The sequence below is a fragment of the Methanosarcina barkeri str. Wiesmoor genome, assembly GCF_000969985.1.
Classification (GTDB): Archaea; Halobacteriota; Methanosarcinia; order Methanosarcinales; family Methanosarcinaceae; genus Methanosarcina; species Methanosarcina barkeri_B.
In genome coordinates this window covers 643,308-669,280 of the sequence record NZ_CP009526.1, presented here as the reverse complement: position 1 = coordinate 669,280, position 25,973 = coordinate 643,308, and the positions used below count along the sequence as shown (strand labels likewise).

At 38.2% G+C, this 25,973-nt stretch carries 23 protein-coding genes; 6 read left to right on the top strand and 17 right to left on the bottom strand.

Annotated elements, in window-relative coordinates; all coding sequences use genetic code 11:
* Window positions 1-2: 2 nt before the first annotated feature.
* From cdhD to cdhA, 5 genes are all read right to left on the bottom strand, one after another.
* Window positions 3-1,319, bottom strand: a complete 1,317-nt coding sequence (cdhD, locus tag MSBRW_RS03025) for a CO dehydrogenase/acetyl-CoA synthase subunit delta (protein ID WP_011305465.1) — start codon at window positions 1,317-1,319, stop codon at window positions 3-5.
* A 580-nt stretch (window positions 1,320-1,899) separates the two neighbouring features.
* Window positions 1,900-2,661: an ATP-binding protein gene (locus MSBRW_RS03020; protein WP_011305466.1), complete on the bottom strand. Its 762-nt coding sequence runs from the start codon at window positions 2,659-2,661 to the stop codon at window positions 1,900-1,902.
* A 56-nt stretch (window positions 2,662-2,717) separates the two neighbouring features.
* Window positions 2,718-4,136, bottom strand: coding sequence for a CO dehydrogenase/CO-methylating acetyl-CoA synthase complex subunit beta (gene cdhC / locus MSBRW_RS03015; protein WP_011305467.1), 1,419 nt, complete (start codon window positions 4,134-4,136; stop codon window positions 2,718-2,720).
* A gap of 24 nt (window positions 4,137-4,160) precedes the next feature.
* On the bottom strand, window positions 4,161-4,673 hold the full coding sequence (gene cdhB, locus MSBRW_RS03010; protein WP_011305468.1) for a CO dehydrogenase/acetyl-CoA synthase complex subunit epsilon: 513 nt from the start codon (window positions 4,671-4,673) through the stop codon (window positions 4,161-4,163).
* A gap of 2 nt (window positions 4,674-4,675) precedes the next feature.
* Window positions 4,676-7,096 carry a CO dehydrogenase/acetyl-CoA synthase complex subunit alpha gene (gene cdhA, locus MSBRW_RS03005; RefSeq protein WP_011305469.1) on the bottom strand — a complete coding sequence of 807 codons (2,421 nt, stop codon included), beginning with the start codon at window positions 7,094-7,096 and terminating at the stop codon, window positions 4,676-4,678.
* A gap of 2,894 nt (window positions 7,097-9,990) precedes the next feature.
* Here cdhA and MSBRW_RS24135 point away from each other — a divergent pair.
* The gene (locus MSBRW_RS24135; RefSeq protein WP_011305470.1) at window positions 9,991-10,497 is read left to right on the top strand and encodes a DUF134 domain-containing protein; all 507 of its coding nucleotides are present in this window, start codon (window positions 9,991-9,993) and stop codon (window positions 10,495-10,497) included.
* 1,025 nt (window positions 10,498-11,522) lie between these two features.
* Here MSBRW_RS24135 and MSBRW_RS02995 read toward each other — a convergent pair.
* From MSBRW_RS02995 to MSBRW_RS02985, 3 genes are all read right to left on the bottom strand, one after another.
* Window positions 11,523-11,780 (bottom strand): hypothetical protein, encoded by a 258-nt coding sequence (locus MSBRW_RS02995; protein ID WP_011305471.1) that lies wholly within the window; start codon window positions 11,778-11,780, stop codon window positions 11,523-11,525.
* A gap of 193 nt (window positions 11,781-11,973) precedes the next feature.
* Window positions 11,974-13,038 (bottom strand): IS5-like element ISMba15 family transposase, encoded by a 1,065-nt coding sequence (locus MSBRW_RS02990; protein WP_048102442.1) that lies wholly within the window; start codon window positions 13,036-13,038, stop codon window positions 11,974-11,976.
* Between the two features lie 743 nt (window positions 13,039-13,781).
* Window positions 13,782-15,494 carry a thiamine pyrophosphate-binding protein gene (locus MSBRW_RS02985; RefSeq protein ID WP_011305473.1) on the bottom strand — a complete coding sequence of 571 codons (1,713 nt, stop codon included), beginning with the start codon at window positions 15,492-15,494 and terminating at the stop codon, window positions 13,782-13,784.
* Between the two features lie 661 nt (window positions 15,495-16,155).
* Between MSBRW_RS02985 and MSBRW_RS20730 the strand changes: the two genes are divergently transcribed.
* Together MSBRW_RS20730 and MSBRW_RS02970 are read left to right on the top strand one after the other, a co-directional pair.
* The gene (locus MSBRW_RS20730) at window positions 16,156-16,425 is read left to right on the top strand and encodes a group II intron maturase-specific domain-containing protein (protein WP_230669937.1); all 270 of its coding nucleotides are present in this window, start codon (window positions 16,156-16,158) and stop codon (window positions 16,423-16,425) included.
* A 352-nt stretch (window positions 16,426-16,777) separates the two neighbouring features.
* Window positions 16,778-17,173, top strand: a complete 396-nt coding sequence (locus MSBRW_RS02970; protein WP_011305474.1) for a hypothetical protein — start codon at window positions 16,778-16,780, stop codon at window positions 17,171-17,173.
* A 649-nt stretch (window positions 17,174-17,822) separates the two neighbouring features.
* Here the strand turns inward: MSBRW_RS02970 and MSBRW_RS02960 are convergent.
* Both MSBRW_RS02960 and MSBRW_RS23765 read right to left on the bottom strand, forming a co-directional pair.
* On the bottom strand, window positions 17,823-18,092 hold the full coding sequence (locus MSBRW_RS02960) for a type II toxin-antitoxin system RelE family toxin (protein ID WP_011305475.1): 270 nt from the start codon (window positions 18,090-18,092) through the stop codon (window positions 17,823-17,825).
* Window positions 18,082-18,210: a hypothetical protein gene (locus MSBRW_RS23765; RefSeq protein WP_268990282.1), complete on the bottom strand. Its 129-nt coding sequence runs from the start codon at window positions 18,208-18,210 to the stop codon at window positions 18,082-18,084. Before MSBRW_RS23765 ends, MSBRW_RS02960 begins: the two co-directional genes overlap by 11 nt.
* Window positions 18,211-19,210: 1,000 nt before the next feature.
* On the opposite strand from MSBRW_RS23765, the gene MSBRW_RS02950 reads away from it, so the two are divergent.
* Both MSBRW_RS02950 and MSBRW_RS02945 read left to right on the top strand, forming a co-directional pair.
* Window positions 19,211-19,525 (top strand): DUF4258 domain-containing protein, encoded by a 315-nt coding sequence (locus MSBRW_RS02950; RefSeq protein WP_011305476.1) that lies wholly within the window; start codon window positions 19,211-19,213, stop codon window positions 19,523-19,525.
* Window positions 19,522-19,776 (top strand): type II toxin-antitoxin system MqsA family antitoxin, encoded by a 255-nt coding sequence (locus MSBRW_RS02945; RefSeq protein ID WP_011305477.1) that lies wholly within the window; start codon window positions 19,522-19,524, stop codon window positions 19,774-19,776. The genes MSBRW_RS02950 and MSBRW_RS02945 overlap by 4 nt, the downstream gene beginning before the upstream one ends.
* Window positions 19,777-19,927: 151 nt before the next feature.
* Here the strand turns inward: MSBRW_RS02945 and MSBRW_RS23170 are convergent, their stop codons facing one another.
* The 7 genes from MSBRW_RS23170 to MSBRW_RS02925 form a co-directional block, all read right to left on the bottom strand.
* On the bottom strand, window positions 19,928-20,047 hold the full coding sequence (locus MSBRW_RS23170; protein ID WP_230669935.1) for a HepT-like ribonuclease domain-containing protein: 120 nt from the start codon (window positions 20,045-20,047) through the stop codon (window positions 19,928-19,930).
* Window positions 20,044-20,136 carry a HepT-like ribonuclease domain-containing protein gene (locus MSBRW_RS24035; RefSeq protein WP_329957355.1) on the bottom strand — a complete coding sequence of 31 codons (93 nt, stop codon included), beginning with the start codon at window positions 20,134-20,136 and terminating at the stop codon, window positions 20,044-20,046. The genes MSBRW_RS23170 and MSBRW_RS24035 overlap by 4 nt, the downstream gene beginning before the upstream one ends.
* Before the next feature lie 9 nt (window positions 20,137-20,145).
* On the bottom strand, window positions 20,146-20,277 hold the full coding sequence (locus MSBRW_RS23760; RefSeq protein WP_268990281.1) for a HepT-like ribonuclease domain-containing protein: 132 nt from the start codon (window positions 20,275-20,277) through the stop codon (window positions 20,146-20,148).
* A complete protein-coding gene (locus MSBRW_RS02940) occupies window positions 20,274-20,570 on the bottom strand; it encodes a nucleotidyltransferase family protein (protein ID WP_011305478.1) in 297 nt (98 codons plus the stop codon). The genes MSBRW_RS23760 and MSBRW_RS02940 overlap by 4 nt, the downstream gene beginning before the upstream one ends.
* 1,854 nt (window positions 20,571-22,424) lie before the next feature.
* Window positions 22,425-22,892, bottom strand: coding sequence for an IS200/IS605-like element ISMba16 family transposase (gene tnpA, locus MSBRW_RS02935; protein ID WP_011305479.1), 468 nt, complete (start codon window positions 22,890-22,892; stop codon window positions 22,425-22,427).
* A 145-nt stretch (window positions 22,893-23,037) separates the two neighbouring features.
* A complete protein-coding gene (locus tag MSBRW_RS02930) occupies window positions 23,038-23,538 on the bottom strand; it encodes a hypothetical protein (RefSeq protein WP_011305480.1) in 501 nt (166 codons plus the stop codon).
* Between the two features lie 290 nt (window positions 23,539-23,828).
* The gene (locus MSBRW_RS02925) at window positions 23,829-24,752 is read right to left on the bottom strand and encodes a restriction endonuclease (RefSeq protein ID WP_011305481.1); all 924 of its coding nucleotides are present in this window, start codon (window positions 24,750-24,752) and stop codon (window positions 23,829-23,831) included.
* Between the two features lie 190 nt (window positions 24,753-24,942).
* On the opposite strand from MSBRW_RS02925, the gene MSBRW_RS02920 reads away from it, so the two are divergent.
* Complete coding sequence (locus tag MSBRW_RS02920; RefSeq protein WP_196298020.1) at window positions 24,943-25,821, top strand: hypothetical protein; 879 nt, start codon at window positions 24,943-24,945, stop codon at window positions 25,819-25,821.
* Window positions 25,822-25,973: the final 152 nt, after the last annotated feature.

Below are 25,973 nucleotides of genomic sequence, written 5' to 3'. Positions count from 1 at the left end.
TTTTACACCTCCGCTCCGATCCAGTTAGCAATGTCAACAGGCTCTGCCTCCATTGAACCAAATAATGTCTGGGTAATCTGCTTCAGGACAGCAACTGATGTTGGGTGCATCATCATGAAGAGGTCGTTTCCTGCAATGGCAAGGGACAGACCTGTAATGATTTCCCAGATAGGACCTCTGTACTCTCTGGGACCCCAGTCAGAATCTTCCTTCAGTGGGGAGCTAACCATCCAGGACTCACGGGCACCCCAGGCGTTAGTGGTACCAGAAGACATTGGGAAAGTCAGTTCATCGTCACCCATAAGGGCGGCAAGGCGGATACGCTCCATGTTGGTGTAGGCATAGTCGAGACCATAACCGAGGGCGGCAGTGGTTGGGTCCATGATGATCCTGTCTCTTGGAACGTTGCACTGCTTCATGAGCTTCCTGTTAAGTTCTTTCTGTGAGTTCATATCAAGCTGGGTCCAGGACAGAACATCGTGGTCATACTTTAATGCAGCTTCCGCAATCTTGGCATAGTCGAGGTTCAGGCTGGCAGATGCAATGAGGCAGCGCTCGCCTTCGGCAACTTCGGCAGCTTTTGCAAGAACCTCGGGGTCTTTCTGTGGATTACCTGAACCGCCGATTGCGATTGGAACATCAACAGCCTGCAGTACTTCTTCTACAGTCTTGGCTGCTTCCTTTGCAGGTGTATCCTTAATCAGTGGGTCTGTTGAGATCAGGTGGATTGTAATCATGTCGGCGTTGAACTTCTCAACATTCTTCTTTGCCCATTCTCCAGGGCTGTCCATTACTTCATCATAGTTCACCTTGACAGCTTTTGCAAGACCAATTCTCATATCGAATACATCAATGGTAACCTGGTTCCTGTTGGGCATTGGGGCGTCAGGGAAGAAAGGAAGAGCTTTCTCGCCACCGAGCATGACCCTCTTGCCACGGCTGCCGCCGTCGGCAGAGGTGTTGCCTATTGGGACTTCCTGAATCTGGCTTGCCCATTCTGCAATGTTTGCAACATCGAATTTGGCAGGAATGAGATCCTTAAGTTTCGGGGCTGCAAGAGCAGGAGAAATTGCAGGAGCACCAGCGGCAGGGGCACCAAAACCTACAGGGACACCAAACATGCTAGCAAGTCTTGCGAAGTGCTGTGCAAGTACTGCATTCTCCTGCCCAAGGAGAGCAGCAAGCATCGGGTCAAAGCCACCTCCGAGTCCACTAAGATCAAGCTCAATGTCCCCTTCAATGGTTACACCTTCAAGGGCCAATATCTCCATGTCCTTGAACATGTCTGTCATATCTGATAACTTAACTTTCTTTGCCATGTAAACCTCACCATTTCCGTAATATTCCCTTTATTTTAAACATTCATGAGTGACTTTTTATCCCAGAACTTTAACTGTTATACCATTTTTTGAATTAAGAGGAGTGTTGCATTATTCATTTAGACCAAAATCGGACTTACGCGGTTGGAATGAAAACTCAACAGCATTAAATCAACAACCCTATAAAACATACATTAGACAGTAATGTCAATTGTGCTTGATTTTGTATTTCAAGTGCGTAAATCCTACAAAATTAATTTTTAACCACTGAATAAACGTTTTTTTGGAACTTTTGAAATATCTGAACTTCCAAGATCACCTTATCCCAAGCAGGTTTGAAATACTTGCAAGGTGATTAGCTATCTGTGCGCTTTCCTGCCCGAGAAATGCTCCCATTTGCGGATTAACTCCGCCTGATTCCAGATTGATCTCAATTTCTCCCTCTATATTTATCCTCTATATTTATCCCTTCGAGGGTTCTATATCCAGACTTTCAGTCATTTTTAGATCTAATAATTTTATTTTTGTGGTCATAATGCTCACATTCCTTTGGTAAGTTAATTACTGAAAATCTCGGAGATCAGAACCCCAGCTTCTTTGTAATTTTTTCGATTTCAATGACCGCAGCCGAATCATCTGGAAGTTCGGTTAGTGGAACCCCTCGTATATCGAGTTCCTCTATTTTTGAGTCAAGGGGAATCATTCCTAGAAGACTGAATTTCAGGTCTCCGGCAAGTTCTTCGATCTTATTGCGGTTAGCATCTGTAACTTTGTTTGCAATAACATGAATCCTTTCAACATTTGAGTCCAGTTCATTTACAAGTTCACGAATTCTCTCTGCAGTCCGGAATCCCCTTCGAGAAGCATCAGTTACAACAATGAGATCATCAATATCCCGGATAATCTTCCTGCTGAAATGCTCAAGCCCTGCCTCCGCATCAATTACAACCATATCATAATTTGTGATTAGTTGATCCATGATGCCTCTGAGCAAGTTGTTTACATAGCAGTAACAACCTGAGCCTTCGGGTCTACCCATAACCAGAAGATCATAACCAGACATTTCTTCGATAATCTCATATATCTTGCTTTTAAGTATAGCTTCCTTATTCATATCGGGGTTGTCCGGCCTTGGTTTGGTGATTTCGGCTTGTAAGAATTCTTTTGCATCCCCGATTGTTTTAACTGACTCACAGCCAAGGGTTTCAGGCAGGTTGGCATCTGCGTCGGCATCAACTGCCAGTAGAAATTTTCCTTTTTTGGAAAGGTAGCGGATAAGAAGAGCCGCTACCGCTGTTTTACCAGTCCCACCTTTTCCCGTTATTGCAATTACTCTAGTCACAGAATACCCCTTTTAGATTGTTTTTCGGTTTTAGGCGATTACCTGTCGTCACTCAATTATTTATTTTCCTTCTTCTCGCTGACGATCATTTTGTCAATGGAGATCTTGGCGTTCTTGAAGGTCAGTTTTATTCCACCGGTGCCACCAGACATCATTGGCATGGAAGCCATTGCAGGCATCTGGAAGCCAGCAGATGGCATCATCATTGGAGCTGCTGAAACAGCTGCTTCCTCTTCTTCCTCTTCCTCTTCTTCTTCCTCTTCTTCCTCAGATGCCCAGTTAGCAACGACCGGGTGGTTCTTCTCCTGCAGGAAAGCCTTCAGAGATTCAATATCAGTTGCATCGTTCTCAGTTGCGATCTTGTCTTTAATGTCTTCAGGAATGGTTTCGGCAATCTTCTCCTTGAGCATAGCTGGGAGCCAGACAACTCTGTTCCAGCCACCGTCAGCCTGGATGAACTTTGGAGAGTAGAAGTAGTTGACACCAATACCGAGGAAACCTACGACCTGCTTTCCGCCACCTGTCTGACCAGCCATTGTTGAGAAACCAAGACCATTGGGTGCCATTCCCTGGTATTCTCTGTTAACCCAGCCAATACCGTCAACCTCAGGGATATAGAATCCGACTACTTCAAAGCAACCACAAGAAGTGTGCGGGTATTCGAAGAAGGAGTGGAGGTTGATCTTGTCATATTCACCACTGGAAAGTTTCTTGGCAATCTCATTGACACCGGAGTATTCACCGGTATCGGCATTGATAAGTTCACCCTTTTCAATTGCGAACTGCGGACCTTCTGGGTCTACTTTTGCGGCTGCGCGGCCGTCGAACCAGTTGATTGCACCGCAGAGGGAGATTCTGTCTGGAGAAACAACACAGACGTTGGTGGGAGCAAAAGCCTGACAGAGGGTACATCCATAGAAGACATCGACATCCTCATCGTGGAGGTCCTTTGTCCTGGCGTCTCTTATCTTGAAGATTTCCTTTGCTTCTTCCAGTTGTTTTTCGACTTCAGCCTCGTCGGTGTAGAAGGTAACCTGCATCTTCTCAATAAAGGGAAGCTCGGTCTTGAAAAGCATCATGACAGCTTTGCCGAAGGAATCGAAGGAATCCATTTTTGCAGCTGTATCCTTGGAAACTCTCATCCAGACGTCGTACCTCTGGTTCAGGTGCATAATGCCCTGGCAGTAGTTAACGAAGTCGTGGACACGCCTTTCAACGACAGACTCAAGGTCAGCTTCAACAAGTTCTCCACCGATGTTGAAAATCATTGCCCAGGGGTAGGTTTTACCCTCTTCCATTTCTTTGAGATCAGGACCAACAATTGTAACCTTGTCATCTTCGATCTCGTCAAGATCTTTTGCACGGACAAGTTCCAGACCCATGGACTTTGGACCACCGAGTTCAACAAACATTCCATCCTTTCGTACTCTTTCTCCCTCAAACATTGGGGAAATCTCAAATGGGAATTCTGCCATTATATTTTGCCTCCTAAATCAAAGTTATAATGCGTTAATAAGTTCATCCAGAGCAGCGTAGTGGTCTTCCCGGCTGATGTTCCCGAAGGACATAGTTGCGTTCTGAATGTAGTCTCTGCCGATTGAAATTGCTTTTACCTTGGAGAAGTTCTTAGTTCCGGACAGTACCTGGTTAATGTAGTACTTCTTAAATTCCAGTAAAATAATTGTGTCGTAGTTACCCTTTCCGTCAAGACCGGGCCAGTTGGGATCGGTTAAGTAGAATCCAAGCTGGTGCAGATTGATGTACTTGGCGTCTACGGCCTTGTCCAAGAACCCTATGTGAGAGTGACCCGTGGCAGCGATTGGAATGTTTGCTTTTTGTGCAATCTTGACTGCACGGTCCAGGAGTTCGGGCTTAAGGACTCCAGATCCGACCACAAGAAGAGGTCTCTTTGCCTTGGAGATAATCTTGGCTACCATGTCAGGGTTGACTGCCTTGGAGGAGGTTACCCCGTAGCTGGTAAAGAGTTTGGTGTTCTTTGTTGTGTCAACCATTTTCAGGCCTCCTTGCAGAGTCTCTTGAGGTTAGTAGGCTGTGCCGAGACATCGAACTTGATCTTTGGACCAGATATGATCTTCTTCCTCTTCCAGTCGATTTCCCAGCCATGTTCTTCTTCGAGTTTCTTCAATAGATCTGCACGCTTGGCAAGTGGGAGGTCAGCTTCGTTCCTGACGAACTTCCACCAGTCTTCAGGCAGTCCACCAATGTACTTTTCGTGGAGTTCCATCCAGTGAGTCAGTTTGATAGACCTGCCCAGGTTGTTGTCGGACGGGCGGATGCAGGCTTTTGCCATCATTGGAACCGCTTCCTGCCAGGTCTCTGCTGTGGTCAGGAGGAATTCTGGAGCTGGTGGGATTGCCATCTCTTCGCCGTTTCTGGCATCATAGACTTTCCACTTGGACTCATCATAGTTCTTTGCGATCAGGGCTCTCCTGTACTTTGAGCTGTGGGCACCGAGAACTGCTGGGATACCGTAGATGTTACACCCTGTACCGATGGAAGAAGCCTTCTGCGAGAATGCACCCCATGCAAGTCCGCAGGCACCAACACGGTTCAGGACATAGTCAGCGATTTCCGCGAGGTTTCCGTCCATTGTTCTGCCACCGAAAATTCCGGCTACTTTCTGTGCAGCTCCAGTGATATGGGCGTTCGAGACACAGGATCCTATGTTGGAAAGTCCTCCTGACTGGAATCCACCTGGGAACCTCTCATATAGTGTCTGTCCATTTTCATCCTTGTACATGCCCATGTCCATGGACCCACAACCTGTACCAACAACGATGTAGTTCCTCTTCAGGAACTCCTCTGCAATGTAGTAAACACCCTTGGCACAATCAGAGTAGTTTGGACATCCAATGATTGCGATGATACCAGGGGTTGTACCCATGACAAGGTTGAGACCCTCTGAACGGATTTCGGCATCAAATACCTGACCCCTGCCGGCTCTCATCCAGCCTTTCTCCTCAGCGATAATCTTCTGGGATGCTTTCTCTATGACGCTAAGGATTGGGATCTCCTTCTTACAAACCTGTTCGCAGCGGCGGCAGCCAATACATGAATCGTGGAGGTTTTCAAGGTAACTGAAGTCTCCCTGCTTGGCGAATTTCATGGCTTCCGGAATATCCAGCTCAATCGGACATGCCAGGTAGCAGGATCCACAGTCTGCACACTTGTCAACCCATGCCTTTAGCTGTTCATCGGATGGAATTTCCCTTACCCCAGCAGCTTCGCGGATCGGGTGCATTTCCTGAGCAAGCCTTACGGAGATTTCTCCAAGCTTATCGTAGTCAAGGATCACAGCACCCGGAATTGCTCCTGACTTGAGTTCTTCAATGGTCTCATTAACATCGGCATCGGTCCTGTTAGGGAGGCCGTACATTATCTTGGCATTGGATGCGATCACAGGTATCTTGAGCTTCTGGGCTTCGGGTACGATGTCTCCACGTACACACTGTTCGTCAACAACAATGACGTCAGGCATTCCTGAGCGGATGATCTTGAGCTCCTTGGCCATGGAACCAACGACTTTGGCGTATGGGGGCCTCCTGTCGGCCTCTTTGTACCTTGTCAGGTCGATTGCGGTACAGCAGAGCCCACCGAGTTCTACTTTGTCGGTTAGTTCATGCTCTTCCATGTAGTCCATCATGTAGGTGACACCGCCTACATTATGCCCAATCACACAGAGGAACGGCTTGTTCTTGTCAATGGTCCCAATACCCATTTCAACGAGAGGGGCTTCAGGGTCAGCTCTTGGGAAGTCGAGGGCTGCGATCTGTACTATATCGGAAATTTCCATGCCTACGTGATCCAGGCTACCGCTGAAAAGGGCCTTTGAGTCATAGTCAATCTCTGCAGATTCCTGCCCTGCATGGACGGTTGCAAGGAGCTGAGTGAGTTGCTCTTCAACATATTCCATCGCAGGCTTGATTTCTCCGAGGGTCTTTGGTCTCTGCCCGGTGGTAATTGTGATATTTGGGGTCAGGACATCGGATAGCCCAAGGTTGAGGGGCAAGTCTTCTCCAAAGATCTCGATCAGGTGGTCAAGCAGGTGGCGGCCGTGGGCTGCGTGACAGGCAGTACCGGTGATCACACGGAGGAAGAATTCCCTTCCATTGTGGCCAAGCATGTCAATACCACAGGCACCTCTCTTGTTGTTGGAGAGGTCACAGGGGCCGTATGTGCAGTAGCAACACTGGTCACACATGGGGGTAACAACAGGCTCATAACGGTCAAGTAGTTTGAAGTTCCAGTCGTCCCTGTAGGTTTCAAGACCTGGGAATGGAGTGGGGCCCATAGGACCGAGCTCCTTTGCTTTTTCTTCAGCAGCCTCCTTTGCTGCCCCTACAATATTGTTAATAGTGATCTGAACGGATTCTAGATCTTCTATAGAAAAACTCCCGGTAGTTAATTTACTCATCTAGCTTTACCTCCTAAATACGCTTAAAGTCGCGTTATCAGACAATTGTATTTACGATATTTGGCATACCGATAATGATTGTCTAATTTGTATTGACGTCTGCTTGAAAGTTCCAGCTATTTAAATGACATTTTTAGTAAGTCGTTTTTAACTTTTTATAGAACTTGCACACTTACAATACAAAATCAAGTACAGTAAATCAAGCAGTTAAAACTTGAATTTTTAGAGAGTTGAAGAGGGTAAGAAGTTCACTGCTTTTGTTTTAGACACCAAGTGGGTAAGTTCTATAATGGTAAACGTCGCGATCTCAGAATAAAAGAGATCCTGGAGACTATCCGAAAAGTTCTATGCATGTTGTAAAATTTACAATTAGACAATTAGTATTTATTATCCGGAATCCGTTCATTTATGATCTGCCGATTGTAGAAGTTACAGTAGGTCACAGCACTTTTCAGATAAACTCTTAAATTACACATAAGCGACGTGTTATAAATAACTTCCATTTTTGTTCGGTTTAAATATAAAAATAAAAATTAAGCAGTTAAATCTTTAATTATTGGAAAATTAAGAGCCCAATGTTTTCATTAAACTTCAAGTGAGTAAGTACTATTAATGAAGGTTGAGATCTCATAATAATAAATGAGGTGCTGGATGATATCCGAAAAGTTCTACGCATGTTGTATAGTTTACAACTGAATAATTAGTACTTATTATCCGGAATCTGTTCATTTGTGATCTGCCGATTGTAAAAGTTACAGTAGGTCACAGCACTTTTCAGATAAACTCCTAAATTACACATAAGCGCGTAGTATAAATAGTTTCCATTTTTGTTCGGTTAAAATATTTAAATAAAAAAGTAAACGATTAAATTTTTGAATATTAAATTAGGGGTACACTGCCTTATTTTAGACTTCAAGTGGATAAGTACTAGTTGTTAAACGATGTGATCTCAGAATAAAAGAGATCTTAAAGACTATCCGAAAAGCTCTACGTATGTTGTATAATTACAACTGGACAATTAGTGTTTATTATCCGGAATCCGTTCATTTGTGATCGCTGATTGTAGAAGTTACATTAGGTCACAACACTTTTCGGATAGTCCCTAAATTACACATAAGCGAGGTAGTATAAATAGCTTTTATTTTTGTACGGTTCAAAAATAAAAATAAAAAAATATTAATACATAAATATTATCTAGATTTTTATGAATTGTTGACCCTCAGTGAATTGTGAAAAACGGCATCGTCCACTACCATTTAATAAGAAGAGAAAATGAAATTATTCGAATAAGAGGTAAAACGAAAGTACAGTGATATAGCATAACTTTTATGTTAAATCAGATATAAAAGGCAGAAAAGAGCCGCAGGACTAACAGATATATGATACAAAAATATTAAGCAAACGTCATACTTATAATCCGTCATACATAGTTATGAGTTTGTTGCTACTAGTTTTGTATTAAAATGTAGAATTCTAAAAAGGAATTTAGAGCTTATTAACTAATCAATAGTTAAAGTGACATAACGATAGTTATTTATACTACATCTCATTTGCGTATTTTGATGGTCGATTGAGTTAAACTAAGTGTCAAAAATCCAAAAAGTCACTTATTACAAACTCAGAGAAAAACCCCTAAGTGTTCCCATATTATTAACTTGCCCTTTGAAGAGCTTGAAGCATTCGTCTTTGCGACCGTCCCCATGTAGGGCAGAATTAGACTGCTGACAGAATGAGGTATCCCGGAAAACTTTATGGAACAACCTCCAAAAGGCATGACAGAAGACAACAGAAGATTGCTCTTGTCAACGGAAAAGCGATCAAAGTCTCTGAGAAGAATATACGTTAATAGCGATGGATGCAAGGTCGAATTTCTCTGCAAAGAATGAGATCATGGGGGGACGCAAAGTGCGACCAGTCTCGCCCAACAAGCTGTCCGAGCTTTGGCTCCTGTCTAATTTTCTAATTCTGTATTTCTAATTCTGTATTTCTAATTCTGTATTTCTAATTCTGTATTTCTAATTCTGTATTTCTAATTCTGTATTTCTAATTCTGTATTTCTAATTCTGTATTTCTAATTCTGTAGTGATGGAAAAAGGAAGAGGTTTATTGGTATGATTTCTGTTGTCCAAAAAGGGAAGCAGCCGGAATACTAATGAAAGAAGCAGAAAATAATGTAGAAAGTAGACTAAGACAGAAGATATTGAAACGTAGAGGATTTCAAGCCTCAACGCACGGTCAGGAAATAAATATTTGCCGAATATAATTACAGCTCAAGATTTCAGAGGAAAAATTCATGCCAGTATTCATAGAAATTAAGAGTTTAGTTACAGATTTGAAAGATATTAGTTACAGATTTGAAAGATATATATGTAAAACTTATTCAGAGTATATATCTTAAAACTAAGCCATATTAAAAGTAAGCTACTAAAGTACTAACCAATCTTAAAGGACTAACCAATCTTAAAGGACTAACCAATCTTAAAGGACTAACCAATTTTATTTAGTAAGTGCGATATAATTAAAAATCAGAGAGTCTTTTTCTTGTCCGCCATGCAATTATGATAGACCTGTTTTAAATAGTAAGTTCAATCAAGATCTCTGTCCAAACTGCGGTTCAGTAGAAAGATAAGACTTCAATGTCTCGTATTCCGGAAACTATGTAAGCATTACGATATTTCTTAAATGTCAATAATACACACGTTTCACCAGAAATTTTTTCTAAATTATTTTTAAGAAACAATTTTGAAAGTATGTTGCCATCGATTATGGTAGCTTGTGTTTAACGATAGTTTGTATTTACTCTAATCCTTAATGAAGATGTTAAGGTAAAAAATACTTTAAATAGAATACCTCGATCGATAGATATTTATTACGCGTCACGTAAGTGTAATTTGATGGTCAATAAAGTTAAGCGCAGGGTATCTTGCTTTCCAAAGGCCACCTATTATAAGCCCAGAGAAATCCCTCTTTGTTGTTTGGAAATCACTAACCTATCCATAGAAGAAATTGAGGCTATTCGTCTTTGCGACCTTCTCAAGATAGAGCAGAGTGAGGCTGCTGACAGGATGGGAATATCCAGGAAAACTTTCTGGAGCGACCTCCAAAAGGCACGACAGAAGATTGCTGATGCTCTTGTCAATGGAAAAGCGATCGAAATCTGTGGAGGAGAATACGTTAATACTGGTGAATGCAAGATCGAATTTCTCTGTAAAGAATGCGATCATATGTGGGAAGCAAAGGACAACCAGCCTCGCCCCACAAGCTGTCCAAACTGTGGCTCCAATCTAATATTCCGAATTGGCGGCGATGGAAAAGGAATGAGGTTTATTGAGAATAATTACTGTTGTCCTAAAAAAAATGAAAATAATACGGATACTGGTGAAGTAAGCAAAAAAAAGTGACAATAAAACTGGAATTTGAAATCAACGCTGATCAATGAGTTCTCCATAAAAACTACAAATAGACATAGGTAAAAACGAATCGAAGCCGTCTACGTTCATCTATGTTTATCCGTGATTTATTGAGAATATATGAAATATATGAAATATACTGACTTTGACAGAAGCATACATTTTGTAATGTATAAATGGGCTTCAGGCTTCTGTTTTATTCATATGATTCAAATTTATCTTATGTGTTTACTGATTTTTGACATTTTTCATTTTATTTTCACAGGCATGTGTCAACGCAATGTTTTTTGAAGAATCATACTATAGTAATTAGTGGAATCTGTCAAATTTTGGATATTAAGAATATATGAAATCGAAGCACTAGATTGAAAAAAATATTCATTCCCGAGAACTTTACAGAACCCACACAGTCACTATGTACGAGGCACTACGTAGTTTGCGGGGGACGACCTTCGGACTGGCTTCAGAACTATACTGAAAATTTACCTCAGTCCCTAGACTACACAGAACCTAATAGCTCTTAGTGTTCCTTAGTTTTAAAATTTTTTAATACTCAACACATCGTTACTAAAAACTTCCCTCCACGCACGCATGCTCACGAAGTGAGCAGATATCGGGTGGTCACTGGCAAAAAAGAAGAAAAGAAGAAAAGAAGAATCTGCCACTGCCATAAAAAATGTGTGAGAAATAAAAAATTATCCTGATGTTTTGGTTAACAATTAGCAGCACGGATACTTTCAGGCAAGATAGCATATCGAGTAATTATAAGGGAAAAATACTGCGTTGCGGGACATGCCTTCAATAACCTTATAAATCGAGTTTCTAAAGCACATGCAATATGTATTTTAACACGTTGTGCGTCAATTCCAGGCAAATTGCAGGGAATATTTGAGCATATGCATAGGTTTTATCTCAAAAAATTATGCACCAAAAATTTGTAAAAAATACACGGATACGTTTTTGAAGTATTTGCTTTCCTTTTTTCACAGTCATTCGGTTTCATATCCTTTAAAGAGTTAATATTCACAGGTTTCTTTGGGGTATGCCGTGAAAGGAAACGCTTCAGCCCATCCAAACCCGCCGGGAATAAGGATATTGAACGTTTCCTGTCTTTCCCCTTTTTCCACTTCCAGCTTTTCATTATGATTCAGATTTGTTTCAAAGCCCCCGTCAGGTTCCTTGAAATCCTTGATATCGTCAAGTTCAAGTACTCCACAAGAACAGTACAACATTTGAACGTTATCTAAAATCCATCTTTTACTCACTGACACCATACTCCCACCACCCTATTATTTAACTTTTGAACAGTTAATATGTCCCTTGATTTCCCCAAATACCGAGCATTACGCACTTCAGTAATGATAAATCGTTTCTCCGACTCTCTATTTAACGTTTAAGGATCTAAAAATATAATGGAATTCAACTCTTGCATATTTTGCATATTAATATAGTCCCCTCTTAATTTCTTCATTCAGAGAAGGCTTGCAATTCCTTCCTTTCATTAATACCGTAATTTACAGTTGCCCCTACTAAAAGTACAGCTAAAGAACAGTATTTTTGGACAGAACTCCTTGTATATCTGTGTAAATTCTCCATAGAGTATGCTTTCTTCGCTATTTTGAATACATCTTCTATGATTGACCTTACAGATCTGAGTTCTTTCCATTTGCTTATTAACTCTTTAAACTTTGCAATTATTTCTTTGTAGAATTTAATTTCTTTTTCAGTATTTCTTCTTAAATCAAATATTTTCAGAGGATATCTAAACATATTGAAAAGTTTCTTAAAATTACAGTTTTTCCTTGGAAAAATTAAAGGTACTACCTTAAAATTTCTTACAGATATAACGTAGTTTTCATAGGAATAGTACCCTCTATCAGCATAGATAACGTCACCTGCTTTTATTATTCTCTTTCTTTTAAGTTCTTTAAGTATTTCAGGATAAATTTTAGGTTCTGCTACATTTGCTTCATTAATCAGAAACGCTAAAGGTTTTAATGTTTGAGAATCAAGTGCAAGAGTAAGTTTCATGCCAATGAAGAAACCTCTATGGGTTGAATGGCCCCACTTGTATTCTTTGTTTTTTAGGCTTTCTTTGGTAATCTTTTTAGCGTGCCAGTTCAGGTTAAGGTTTATGTCAGTACTATCAATAATAATGTCTCTTGATCCATTTTTTCTCTTAGGGCATAAATCATTCAATATTTCAAAAACAAAAGCAGTAAACTCTTGGGGTTCATACTTACTAAGAATGCCATAAACTTCCTTTTCAGTTGGTACTAAACTGATTTTTAAAAAGTTTCTCAAGCTTTCTCTTTCTTTTAATTCCTTTATAGAATAAGAGATTTCACAAGAAAAAAACATGCTTAGAAGAACAATTTTTATAGTAGGTACTGATCTGTGGAGGGGCACAATGCCCCTCCTTGTAAGAGTTTGCTTACAGAATCTCAAATCAAAAACATTTAATATTTCGGACAACAATTGCCATTTGAAATCTTCATTTAGTGGTATAAGTGGAGGTTTCGTAATAATCACCAGAGAAGGATTGAAAATCCTTCTCAATAAAATTTACGATTTTTTATGACATTAATTAAAATTCAGACGAAAAATTGAATGTACTTTTTTGAGGGGAACTACTAATAACCTTAATAAATGGAACAAATAAGTAATAACCTCTAGTTTGAGAGTGAGTTTAAGAGGACCCTAATATTAATACTAGTTATCAGATTTTTCAGATAAAACTCAGGCATTTGATCTGGTTTTGTTGCAAAAATAATCCCGCAGTTTTGCCCAATCACAAATACAGTACTTTTATGGGAAAATAACAGTTATAAAAAGATATGAGGGCTTCCGCAGATATCGGATTACACATATATGGTTGAAATGGATCAGGATTTTGAGGGCAGTGGAGGAATAGTGAAACTGATAAATTACAAGACTCAAGAAGCTGATTAAGACGTGTTTATAGTAGACATGGGTTTATAGTAGACATTTCACATGTAAGATTTCATGAAATAAAGGAATGCCAGCTCAAGTTATCATTTTATAGAAATTTATCCTACTAAAGGCATTTTTCAGTAAACAACCCAACTTTTCCGGTGAAAAAACTACCCCCCAAAGAGATGTCTGCACCGGGTCGCACATCAGGTCCCTCAGGACCAGTTTTCTTGGGGGTTCGGAAAGCTTCGAGTTACTGTTTCCCGGATTTCCTAAATCTACGGGATTGAAACTCTGCTTTCGTTTTCCCCTGTAGTTCTATAACATAGTTCTTAAGATAGTCAAATTGATTTAATGTAAGGGCCAAGAATCATATCTTTATAAGATCCCCCTGCCGGAACCTTCGGATACAGGATCTCTTCCCTGTCCGTGCAGGCTTCCAAGAAGCAAGGTCCCTCTGCATTCATAAATGCTTCCATTTTCACTTTCAAATCATTTCTGCTGCTTATCCTCTCTGCGTAACTGAAACCAAATGACCTTGCAATCTCTGCAAAATTCACATCTTTTGGCCTTTGTGTTCCTATGCGTGTTCCTTCATAATCCGCATCCTGCAAGTTCTGGACCATACCATCGCTTCTGTTGTTCAGCATAAGTATCTTGATTGGAAGGTCCAACGATGCGATAGTATGCAGTTCACCCAGATTCATCCTCAGACTGCCGTCACCATCGATTGCTATGACTCCTGAATGTGGGTTCGCATAATGTACACCGATTGCAGTGGGCATGGAAAATCCCATTGTGCCGAAAGAGCCAGAAGTCATGAAAGATTTGGGGCAGTACATTGGCAGATACTGTGCTGCGAGCATCTGATGATTGCCTACACCAGTGGTTATCTTTTTATTTTCATCAATGTAGTTTACAAGCATTGAAATGACCTCAGCAGCTTGTATGTATTCGGATTTCCTGTTGTAATCCAGAGGCCACGACCTTTTCAGGTCTCTTGCACGCATCTGCCATTCCCGAATATCCAGATGGATGTTATGCTTCACGGCATAGTTCAGCAGGTCTCGGAGTGCTGTGGCAGCATCCCCCATGAATGTGAATTTCGGGCTGCGCTCGATTTTTATCTGATGCATTTTCTCAGGATTGATATCAATGTAAGCTATGTCGGTACCTATTGCAAACCCAATCTTTTCCGCAACCCGGTCATCCCATCTTACCCCGATAGAAAAGAAGAAGTCGTTTTCCTGTATGAGCATGTTCGCGTATGGTGTACCGAACATTCCCAGCATTCCCAGGTTCAGCTCATCCCTTTCGTCAACAACACCCTTTGCCATGAGTGTGTTGACAGAAGGTATTCCGAAAAGCTCATTTAATTCCCTGACGGCCTGGCTTCCGGGCTCCGAGTTCAGGCCGCCTCCAAGGTAGAGCAGGGGTCTTTTTGAGTTGAGCAACAGCTTAAAAAAGGCTCTGCATTGTTCTTCAGTCAGGTGCCTGTCATCGTGATAACTTTCCTCAAACTTTGTGACATCCATACCACGATACTCATGTTTTTTCTTCTGCTTGTCAAGAGGGAAATCTATGACTACAGGCCCGGGTTTTCCAGACTTTGCAAAGTAATAGGCATCCTTCACTATGGTTTCGATGTCATCACCATTTGAGAGCTGTATGACCTTCTTGGTTGCATCCTTAAAGATGCCTTTGACGTTAATGTGCTGGAAGGAATCGGTGCCTATCTTATACTCAGGGACCTGCCCTGCAAATACAAGCAGGGGGATACTGTCCTCATATGCGTCAGCAACGCTGGTGAGCGTGTTAGTAATGGCAGGTCCGGATGTGACTATGGCTACACCGACCCTGTTGCTCGACCGTGAATAACCTGCTGCGCTGAATGCTGCCGATTGCTCGTTGGAATTGACTATAATCTCAATATCACTATGCCCGAGGGCATGAAATACCGGAAGTATTGCCGCTCCCGTATAGCCAAAGATGTGTTTGACACCAAGGTCCTCCAGACACTTAACCAGGACTTCTGCTCCATTCATTTCTTTCATCTTAAAACTCCCGGAAAGAAACCAAAATGGCACAGGATGTACTATTCACTATAATAACCAAAAACAGCACACTTGAGCCAGAATAGTTTCTTTTTCTTGCTCAAGCGAATAGTACTACCACTACTACAGCTAATACAGAAACAGGTAAACTGGATTCCGCGTAGTTTTTGGTAGAACTTAACATTATAGAAAAAAAGGGAGAATATTATACTTAAGGATTGCCATGGGTTTTTCTGTATCTTCAACATCGAGCGAAGGTAAGTAATCAAAAAAAGATTGCAGAAGAACTATTAATAAACATACCCATACAAGCTGAATGTGTCTTTTTTTCAAGTTTCATGTATCCTCTTCAAATTGTATGGGTAAAACTCACTTTCCGCAGGTGCGACAAGAAGCTATACTATGAATTGCGTCATACGCTACCTTTTCCATTTGAGGTAATCCTACTGTGACATGCATAAATGGTAACGTTTGTGTGTGAAGCTCACACGACAATATCAAGAACTCAAGGAACCTGGCTTTGATAATTGGTTAGGATAAGAATACTATGAAGAACGTAAAGTGAACCATCGTAAGAATCGTGAAGTCAAATAAGCGAAAGCAGGTTGATGCGCTTAAACCAAAAGGTACGGAATCAGGTTGTAATGGGTCTGCGGACATTATGGCACACAGAATATGGGAGCTGTTATGGAAATGGGCTAAAAGAAGACATCCGAATAAATCCAAAGATTGGATTGTTAACAAATACTGGAAAAGAAGCACTTCCAGAAGGTGGAATTTCAGAACAGGAAGAAACGAGTTATTGCTTTTATCCCAAACTAGGATACACAGACATATTCCTTTGAAACTACAAATGAATCCATTTCTTGACCCTGACTACTTCCGTGAACGTCAATACAAATTAAGTTTCCGGAAAGGACATCCCATTTGAAAAAAAAACTGCTGCCTGATACAGAAAAGGTTATAGAATGCTTGAGCCGTATGAAGGGAAACTTTCACGTACGGTTCTTAGAAGAGGGAGGGCGAGTAATCGCTCTTTCTTATTCAACATGTCTATTCAATTTTCACAATTTTTCTTGCTATCGCTTTTTCTGAAAATTACTCTGATTATTCAAGCTTTATTGAAAGCTTCTAACCTCTATTTCCGGAAGTTTCAGTTGAGATAATAATTGCAAATTATTGAGTAAATGCCCAAAAACGATAGCCAGAAAAATGTTCTTTTTTTCAAGACATCTGCGGAAGGTCGGAGATATATTTCTAAGATATATTTCTGAGTGATATTGATGAAAATACGCAAAAACAAACCAGAAGAAAATTCAGGAATTATATTTGGAGGCATACTTTTTTTTGTTGTAATGGCTTTAATTCTTAAGACAAGTACTTTGCTAAATATTTCTAATCAAATAATTGTTTGGGTTACTGTTGGTCTTGCCGCTCTAATGGTAACCATAGGGCATTATACAGTATCAAGAAAAGTCATTGATGAAAAAAAGAGAACTGAAGATATAATGGCCATAAAAGGAAATCTGATAGGTTATTTTTTATGGATCATTGTATTAATAATTGCGAACTTATTAAAAATTGAAATTAGTACATTTGCAATGTTAGTAGGAGGTTACGTTACAATACTTTTGGTTTTAGCATATATGAATAAAAGAGTCATAAAGGAGCAAAAATAGTTTCACAGTGGATATTTTTGCCCAGTCCCTCCAAAAGTTGAATTAAGAGTATTCCATTCATTCAAAGAGGAGTTTTAGGTTTAGGGATCCCGCAACGCCTTATTGACTCTGAAGGAGTCGCCAAATTTCTTTTTAGAATTTATCTGAAAACTTCCCTCCACGCCCGCATGCTCACGAAGTGGGCAGATATCGGACGGCTACTGGCAAAAAAGAAGAAAAGAAGAATTGATAGCTGCCATAAAAAGTATGTTATTATTAGAAATGAGAGATCGTGGAAAGTAGACCAATTTGCCAAAGAGAAAAGCAATAATTTAATTATACATGTTTATATACATGTTTATATACAGTTTTATGTTAAAAGCTCTATAGTTTTCCGATTTTTAGGCAAAGATGTTCTCAAAGTTGAGAGTAAACCAGCTAAAACGTAGGGTTTCATCCGAAACCTCTGTATTCCTCAACCTCACGGAAAATCCGATTATAACAGACTGTCTCAAAACAACATTTGATTTTATAAATGGATTAAAAGATTAGATTTTAAGATAAATATGTACCTGAATTCCAGAATAATTTCCGGCTTACATTTAAAATCAACAATGTCGATTACCTAATTGTAGAAAAGAGCCGAGTTTTGAGACAGCCTGCTTAGGAATTATTTAAAACGGTTGTACTTCTTATGCGCCTGTTCAGCCGTTATGATATTAAAAACAAGAACCTCGCTTCGTTCAAAATCAATTTCGTATAAAATGCGAAAATCGCCTACACGAAGCCGATAGACCGTTTTGTGACTTCCTTTTACTTCTTTTTTGTTTCCCCCTGGCAAGGGGTCTTTTAGTTCTTGAAGGGCTTCTTTTATTTGATCCCTACGATCCACAGGAACCTTTTCGAAGACCTTAGGGTGGATCAGAACTTTAAAGGTCATCGATGCTCACAAACTCATCACGATGTTCTTTTATGAGCTTAGCGCCCTCGTCTATAAGTTTATTGCAGTTGTGTTCATGGATCAATTTTCGTATAACGGTATTGTAGTCATCACCCATTTTCCCAATGGCTTTTAACTCATCACGGGTGTCTTTAGATATCTGTATAGTTGTAGTTTCTGACATAATAGCCGCTATAGCGATTATAGTATTTATAATTGTTACAATTAAAAAGGCTGATAAAGTCACTCACATTTTTACTTTCTCAGTTACTTGGTCGATTGTTGTTGGAAAAATTTATTAGCCCTCATCAACGTGAGATAAACCAAAAATAATTCCACAGTTTTGCCCAATCACAAAAGAAGGCAGGCGAACATCTAGCCTGTGTGGCAAACGCCCTGGAAGAAGAAAAACTACTAGAGACAGGCCAGATCAGCCTGATAAACTATTACTTCTGCTTGCAGAATAATCTTATAGAAAATCAGATCAGGAGCTAACAGAGAGCAGGCAAAAAAATGAAGTAATTTTCTCCATAAATACCGTATTTCCCAGGGAATTTTACTAGTCTGTCCCCTATTCCCGCCATATTATAGAAAAAAATGGTATCTTCTTCAAATTCAATGGAGAAATTTCCAACTCGAAAAATATACAGCAATTTTAGTAGGTAGTTACAAAATTTAATACTTCGCCTGAAGTTGTTTCTTAAACGTTATTAAATTCTTAAATTTTCATAAATTGCATGAAATTTACTTTTACCCATACAATTTGAAGAGGATACAAAAAATGCAGTGGTTTTACTGGAAAACGACTGTATTTTTCTTGAACCGGTACTACTCTCCATTTTCAGCATTATTTATAATCCTCAAGCTTTCTTGAGGATTGGAAATTGGGGAATTTTAATTCGGCTAAAATGGGAAACTATTCACCGGCCTTGACATTAGTATAATCTCTGTATTTTGTTCACATATCTGTGAATATCATAACTAAAAACTGGATTCAAAAATCACATTTTATACATAGGCTTTATTACTACAAAACTTAAGTATTTGTTCAATTCTGCAATAAGGATAATTGAACTCAATATTACAGATCGGGTGTTATTTTTTAGGATTTGGTACAAATGAGTGTTAACCATGAAAAATTAAAATATTTTCTTACAGAAGATGCCTTTATTATATCAAACCATGCCAGAGTTCGCATGTTTCAGAGGAATATTTCAACTGATAACATAAAAGAGGTTATAGTTTATGGGCAAATAATTGAGGATTATCCAGAAGACGAACCATGTCCATCAGCTTTGTTTTTTGCATATTCTGAAGGTAGACCCTGTCATGTTGTGGTAGCAGAATGTGAGGATCATGCAAGAATTATTACAGTATATATTCCGGAAAATAATAAATGGATAGACTACATATTTAGGAGAGATCAAAGATGAAACCTGACAGATGCAGTTTTTGTAAAGGTAGACTTATTGAAGGTAAGACAGAATTTGTGGCAAAAATCGGAGAGCAGATTATTGCCATTAAAGATGTTTCTGCCTATATATGTGAAAACTGCGGAGAAGCATATTATACTCCAGAAGTTTCAAGGAAAATAGATATAATTATGAAGAAATTTCATGAGTCCAAATTGCTCTTGCATCCAGTGGCTGCCGGAGAACTAAGTTTTGATGAAATTTTAGCGTGATTTTGTATGTTTACACGCTATCAGCTCATGAAATTAAATTATTTATCTTGGCTCTTCGTTGTTTTATGTGGACATTCTCATAATATTCTCATAAAAACCAATGCGTTCTTGAATTGAAAATCATCTTATCCATACGGAATGGCGAAGAACCTTATTTTTTAGTCTCCAGAATATCAAGTATTACAAGAATCTCATCTTTTAAAGCAGGAATATCGACTTTAACAGTATGCCAGACATCTTCCAAATTAATTCCAAAATAATGATGAGTCAATCGACCCTCATTCCAGCAATGTCCCTCCAGGGAACTTGAGGATACTTTTCGCGGAGATCTTTGGATAAATTTTTAGTGGCTTCACCTATAATCTCAATTTACCTGATAGTCCCATCTTGAACTAGATTGCTAGACGAAAAATCTTCTTTTTCCATACCTCTAGTATATTCTTCAATACGTTCAATTGAATCGAGGATGTGGTGAAGATAAATCGAGTCATTTTTTCTCATGCAGAGATCACTTTTGCTTCTTTTTTAATTCCTTCAATAAGGTATGGGCTTATCGACCCTTCGGTTAGTAAATCGACTTTTACTCCAAGAAACTCCGATAGCTCTCTCTCAATTCTTACCATAGTGAGCAGACCTTTCGTTTCGGAAAACTCTACAAGAACATCGATATCACTTTCTGGTCTTTCTTCTCCTCTTGCATAAGAGCCAAAAATAGCTACCTTTGTTGCTCCTTCTTTCTTGAGGAATGGAGATATTTTTTCGAATAACTCTTTATTTTGGGAAGCATTCTCCATATTGGCATAATTTCGTTTGTTACAATTTAAACATATCCTGATGAAAGAGAGCCACTTGTTTTGTCTTAGAATAATTTTGTTTCGTCAATTATAACCTATATTCGTCAGGTCGACATTTCATTTTCGATAATTTTTGATGATGGCGATTTTGAAATGATGATCTTTTATTGTGTGCAGTTGTAAGGTTAACATATGATCCAAACATAATCTCTCATACTAAACTTTAATGGAGAAATGATTTAGTGTTTATATGTGTCGTGTAAGTTGAGCCACAAGTTAACCAGCTTTAAATCTAATGTGTGTTTATCAAATGTTCAAAAACGATATCAAGAAAAATATTCAAATTCCTTATGTCGACCTGCCGAATAGAGGTTGTAAAAGAAACAACTTCACATGTGAATTTAAACATTGGGCCACCTGCATACGATATATAATGTAGTGAAAAAATTAAAGAAGTACAAATGATTTTAGGACAAAACAGCGTTGAATAAAGTGATTATTGACCATAAAGCCATATCTTATAGATTATGGAATTGGTAAGTTCAAATAAGCATACTTGGGGCAAACCAGAAAAGTCACTGCATTGTAAACCTGCCTAATCCAGACAGCCAGATTTTCAGACAAGTTATAAAGAAAGGAAAATAAGCCATCGAATGAGATACGCAAAAAAGAAGAACAGCATAAATGCTGTTCAAAGAAACAAATGACTCTTTAGAATCACTACGATGATGGGAATCATCGAGATAATCAGCTCTTTAGGCACACGTGGTTCAAACTCGACATGAACGTCGACCGATTCGGACAAACTTTTATATGATCTCGTATAGATTATCTTCATTCAAACCGCCCAGTTTGTTAGTTCGATGAGACATCGTGACTGTCCACCGAACAACATTCAATTTTGTTTTTATTCCAAAAGCACTAAACACGTAGTTGTAGTTAATCCTGTCTGGCAGACTCCCATCATCTAATTTCAGAATGCAGAGACATCTGTATCAGAATGTAAGTTTTAGGTAGATGTGTTTTCCATCTGAAGACAAAAAGGAAAACAAGCACGGAAAAAAGCATATCTCAGGGCAAACTCGAAAGTTACCTCATTGTAAACCGACCAGCATAGATACCGTGCATCGATTCTCAAATACATACATAATAAGAAAATAATCACAGCTTATGACGCAAATATTATTTTAAAGTCAGATGGAATTCTGTAACACGGAAAACGCAATCGATTGCAGAGGATTCAATTTGGATATTGCAACCACGGAAAACACGGAAAACACTAAAAGCACGGAAGAAACACGCCTTTACTACTTATTTCCGTGTCTTCCGTGCTTTCAGTGATTTTCAAAAAATTCATACCTGACATACTTTAGAATCAATGCACTAGGTAACAGGCTTCAAAATCCAGTACTTTTCTTATAAAACTACTTAATAGTATCAAGAAATTAATAATATCAATTCTTATTAAAAAGCGCAGGATACTTCTCTTACTAACTTTCTCTATGATAATACATAGCGCCAAGTATGAAAATAGATACTACTTCATAGAACATCGATGGTACGCTTGTTAGTAGCCCAAAACCAATCACTACTAGCAAGGCGCCAATAATTAAACTGGCTATTTCTCCCAATGATGTTACTTTTTTTACATTGAATAAGTTAAGTTCCCGAAGATAAAATGAAAGTGCTGGAATTAAACATATCATAACTGTATTTCGTAATGAAATTGAAACCAGTGCTCTAATATATTCAGAATATTGAAATACTAATTGTAGCCCAAATCAAATTGCGTGCGGCCACCCCACCCTAAAGGATGGGGTATGCTTCGGGCCGCCCGCCCGGTTATTTTGGTACTTAGAACTCATTAATTCTACGTTGCCCGGATTTTTTTAACCTCTGTGATTGAGCTTCTGTTTTCGTTTTTCCCTGCGATTCCTTAATATAATGCTTGATTGTGTCAGCAGTTACATTCCCAACAGATCGATAGAACTTTCCACTTGACCATAGACTTCCACTCCAATACTGGTGTCTCATTTCAGGATGAAGCTTGAAAAGTCTGTAAGAACTTCCTCCTTTCAAGTATTGAATTACCTCTGATAGAGAAGTACTTGGATGAAACTCTAGAAACAAGTGAACATGATCATCTACAACTTCCATTGCATGAATTTTGTAGCCTTTTTCCATGCAAATACTGCTGAGAATCAACTCGCAATCCTTTTTAATCCGCTTGTTGTAGAATATACTGTATCGATATTTAGGTACCAACACGATGTGGTAGGTAATCTGACCATAGCCATGGCTAAAACTACGTAGTTCCAACATTATATCACATCCTAGCCATAGGTGGCTGGCACCACCTGTGGTTATGGTGCCAAAAAAAACTTTATTTTACAAAGAACTGATGATTGAAACAGTTATGCGAATATAAAACAGCCAGCGAGGGTTCACTTCATCCCCGACCTAAAGGTCAGGGTATTCGTGACCCTCTGCGCTCCCATAGTAATAAAATTACATAAAAGCAAAACAAGATCAAACTTATATGAAAAAATAATTTACAAAAATATATTCCTTCATTTTTTACTTTATTAGATAAGTACATAAATAAAATCAAAAAGAAAGAATATAAAACGATATAAATCCATAGAGAATTTGTATCAATGGCTGCTTGATCTATTATTTTAGCTATTCCAACTAAAGATTTATAAACATATATCGCACCGATTGCTAGAGAAAATTCTCCAAAATACATGAACCAACGAAAATCAGTTTTTTTTGAGAAAAACAATCCAATATATGCAAAAAAGAAAAACAATGAAGCCATCAAAACATTGGCTAAATCAGTTTTATTTACTTCATTATTTGTATAAAAAGCTGCAACAACCATACATACTGAGAATAAGAAAGCTATTGGCTGCAGTTCTTTCATTATATTTGATACTTCGTGTTCTGCATTATTCTCATCAGACATTGTATCTTTTATGAGCCATCAACTTAATAAATTTTCTTCTTGTGACTTTAAAGCCGTTCTTCCTTTCGCCTACTTGACAATTTTCTGATTGGACATTGTTATTTTCTTCTACATATACAGTTGTTTTCTTATTAATTTATTATACTGGGATTAATTTCCGGGCTCACCTTGAGGTTCTAATGACCTTGAAAGTATGATTGTGCGTCTCTCAGAGTCAGGTGAAATAGTTATTACTTGTGAGTACGTGAATTCAAAAACGAACCTCAATCCGTTAATGACTTGCGAAGATTTCAACCTTTATCCTTTAAGAAAAATTCTAGTGTTTCTTTATCGTCTTTAATCATCAGATGAGTTTTAAGAGATTTTTTAACCCCACCAATTTCAATATCCTCAAACTTCACAATTTGAGCTAGCTGTTTTTTTTCATTATCGTATGAAGATGGTGAAACAATTTTAGATACGTAAAATTCCTGCCAAATCTCCAACTCAAGTTCAATACATTCAATTCTTATTAACGTGTCAGTAGTCGATATGTAAAAACAATCTTCTTCACTTTGTGGTCTTAATTTGAATTGAATGATCTTTTTTTCCTCAGTGGGATTGAAATCTCTATTTATATTATCAGAGTTATATGATACACAATCACTTATACTTAACACGTCTTCAGCTTTCGGATCAAGTATAAACTTATTATTGTAAAGAAAATCACCTGAAAGTGATTTAATGAACTTCTTTAATTCATCAATTTGAGTAGTATCTAGTGACTCATGTTTAACAATAAATGCTCTTATTAGACTCCATCGTAGGTTAATAACATCTATCTCCGTTACTTGAAACCACCCAAATATTTCTTTGGGATCTATTTCTTTTAATGTTCTTAATTCAATATTTTTTGCATGTGCTTTTTTTCTAGCATTATTCGAAAATCCATTTGACGATACGGCAATTAATTTATTCACACATATATCGTCTCTTTTTGTTGCGAGTTGTTCAATCCATGTAACATCCTCTGTATTTTTGCGATCTCTACATTCAAAAACCAACAAAAAATCGTGAGAACCCATATTAAATCTCAATGAGACGTCAACTTCTCTCTTATCTTCTATAACTATATCTTCAATAAAATCAGGAGAGGTGATTTTTACATCTGTGCCGCTTAGTCCTTTCTCCAAGATAGCTACTAATTCTTCTAATTCGCGACCTTTACGTGTCATATTCCTCACCATAGTTGATAATCATTTTAATAAATAAGTCTCTGTTAAGTTTTTGTCTGCTAATATTATTGAAGCAATTTTATTAGTATTAGTTGCCTTATAGAAAATGACCATTATACTGTAGCAGACGAAGACTTAACAGAACCCTGCTTTCTAAGAATGTAGAAAATAAAAAGGCATGGTGGATGTTTTGGAAATGATATTTATTTTCGACCTTATTTTCTTACTTTGCATAGGCATGACAATCGGAATCCTTTTAGAAAAAGAGAGGAGGGAAGTTTACAAACATGCCTTCCACATTTTAAGATATATTTTGATTTATTCTATTCCAGTTGCTACAATAATTGTACTTATTTTTTCGACTCTGTATTATGTAGAATCATCTAGTTCATCATTCGATAATTGTATTCTTATCAGTACAAAAGCTTTTTTTTCACTTATGGACTCTGATAACTATCATATAAATGGTATCTCTAAATCTGGAACTCTGGTCGAAAATTTAGTATGCGGCATATTTTCTGTAACTTTAATTGGGATTTTATTAGATAAAATAAGTGAAGATGAAAAAGACCGTAGATGGGAGCCTATAAAGAATGAAGCATATAAAGAGTTAGTTAGAGAGTCAGAAAATTTGAAAACTAATCTAGCAATTATGCTATTTGGCTTTGTCCCTAATCAGGATCCTAATCAACATAAAAAAATTGATGATATATTTGACGAAAATATTGAAAGCTCTAATAAAGATAACATTAACTACTCTAACATCTCCTCCCGAATTTTAAATGGTAGTTGGGATAAGATACTTGAATCAGGATATAATAAATTTAGTACATTCCAAATAAAATATCAAAACTATATTGAACCAAAAATAACAACGAACGTCATCGAAATTCAAATTTTTTTAAGCAATGCTGCACAGGATATACGTATATGTAAAAACAATAATGTACCACAACAGTTTAAAAAAGAGATTGTCAGAGAACTTGTAAATAATGTTCTATTTGCTGCTAAATTAAGTAAGAATATCATTAAATGTGTGCATATAGAAGATTCATCTGAACAGGACTAGCCTTATGTAAAAATATAAATCTTTTTTCATGAAACAATCTGAATAAAATAAAAAATTATTTCATACTTTTTTGTCCTAAAATAATTTCGTCTCAGAATTTTTACCGTTTTTCAAATATGAATATTTTGTTATAGAACGTTAGGATTTTAAGC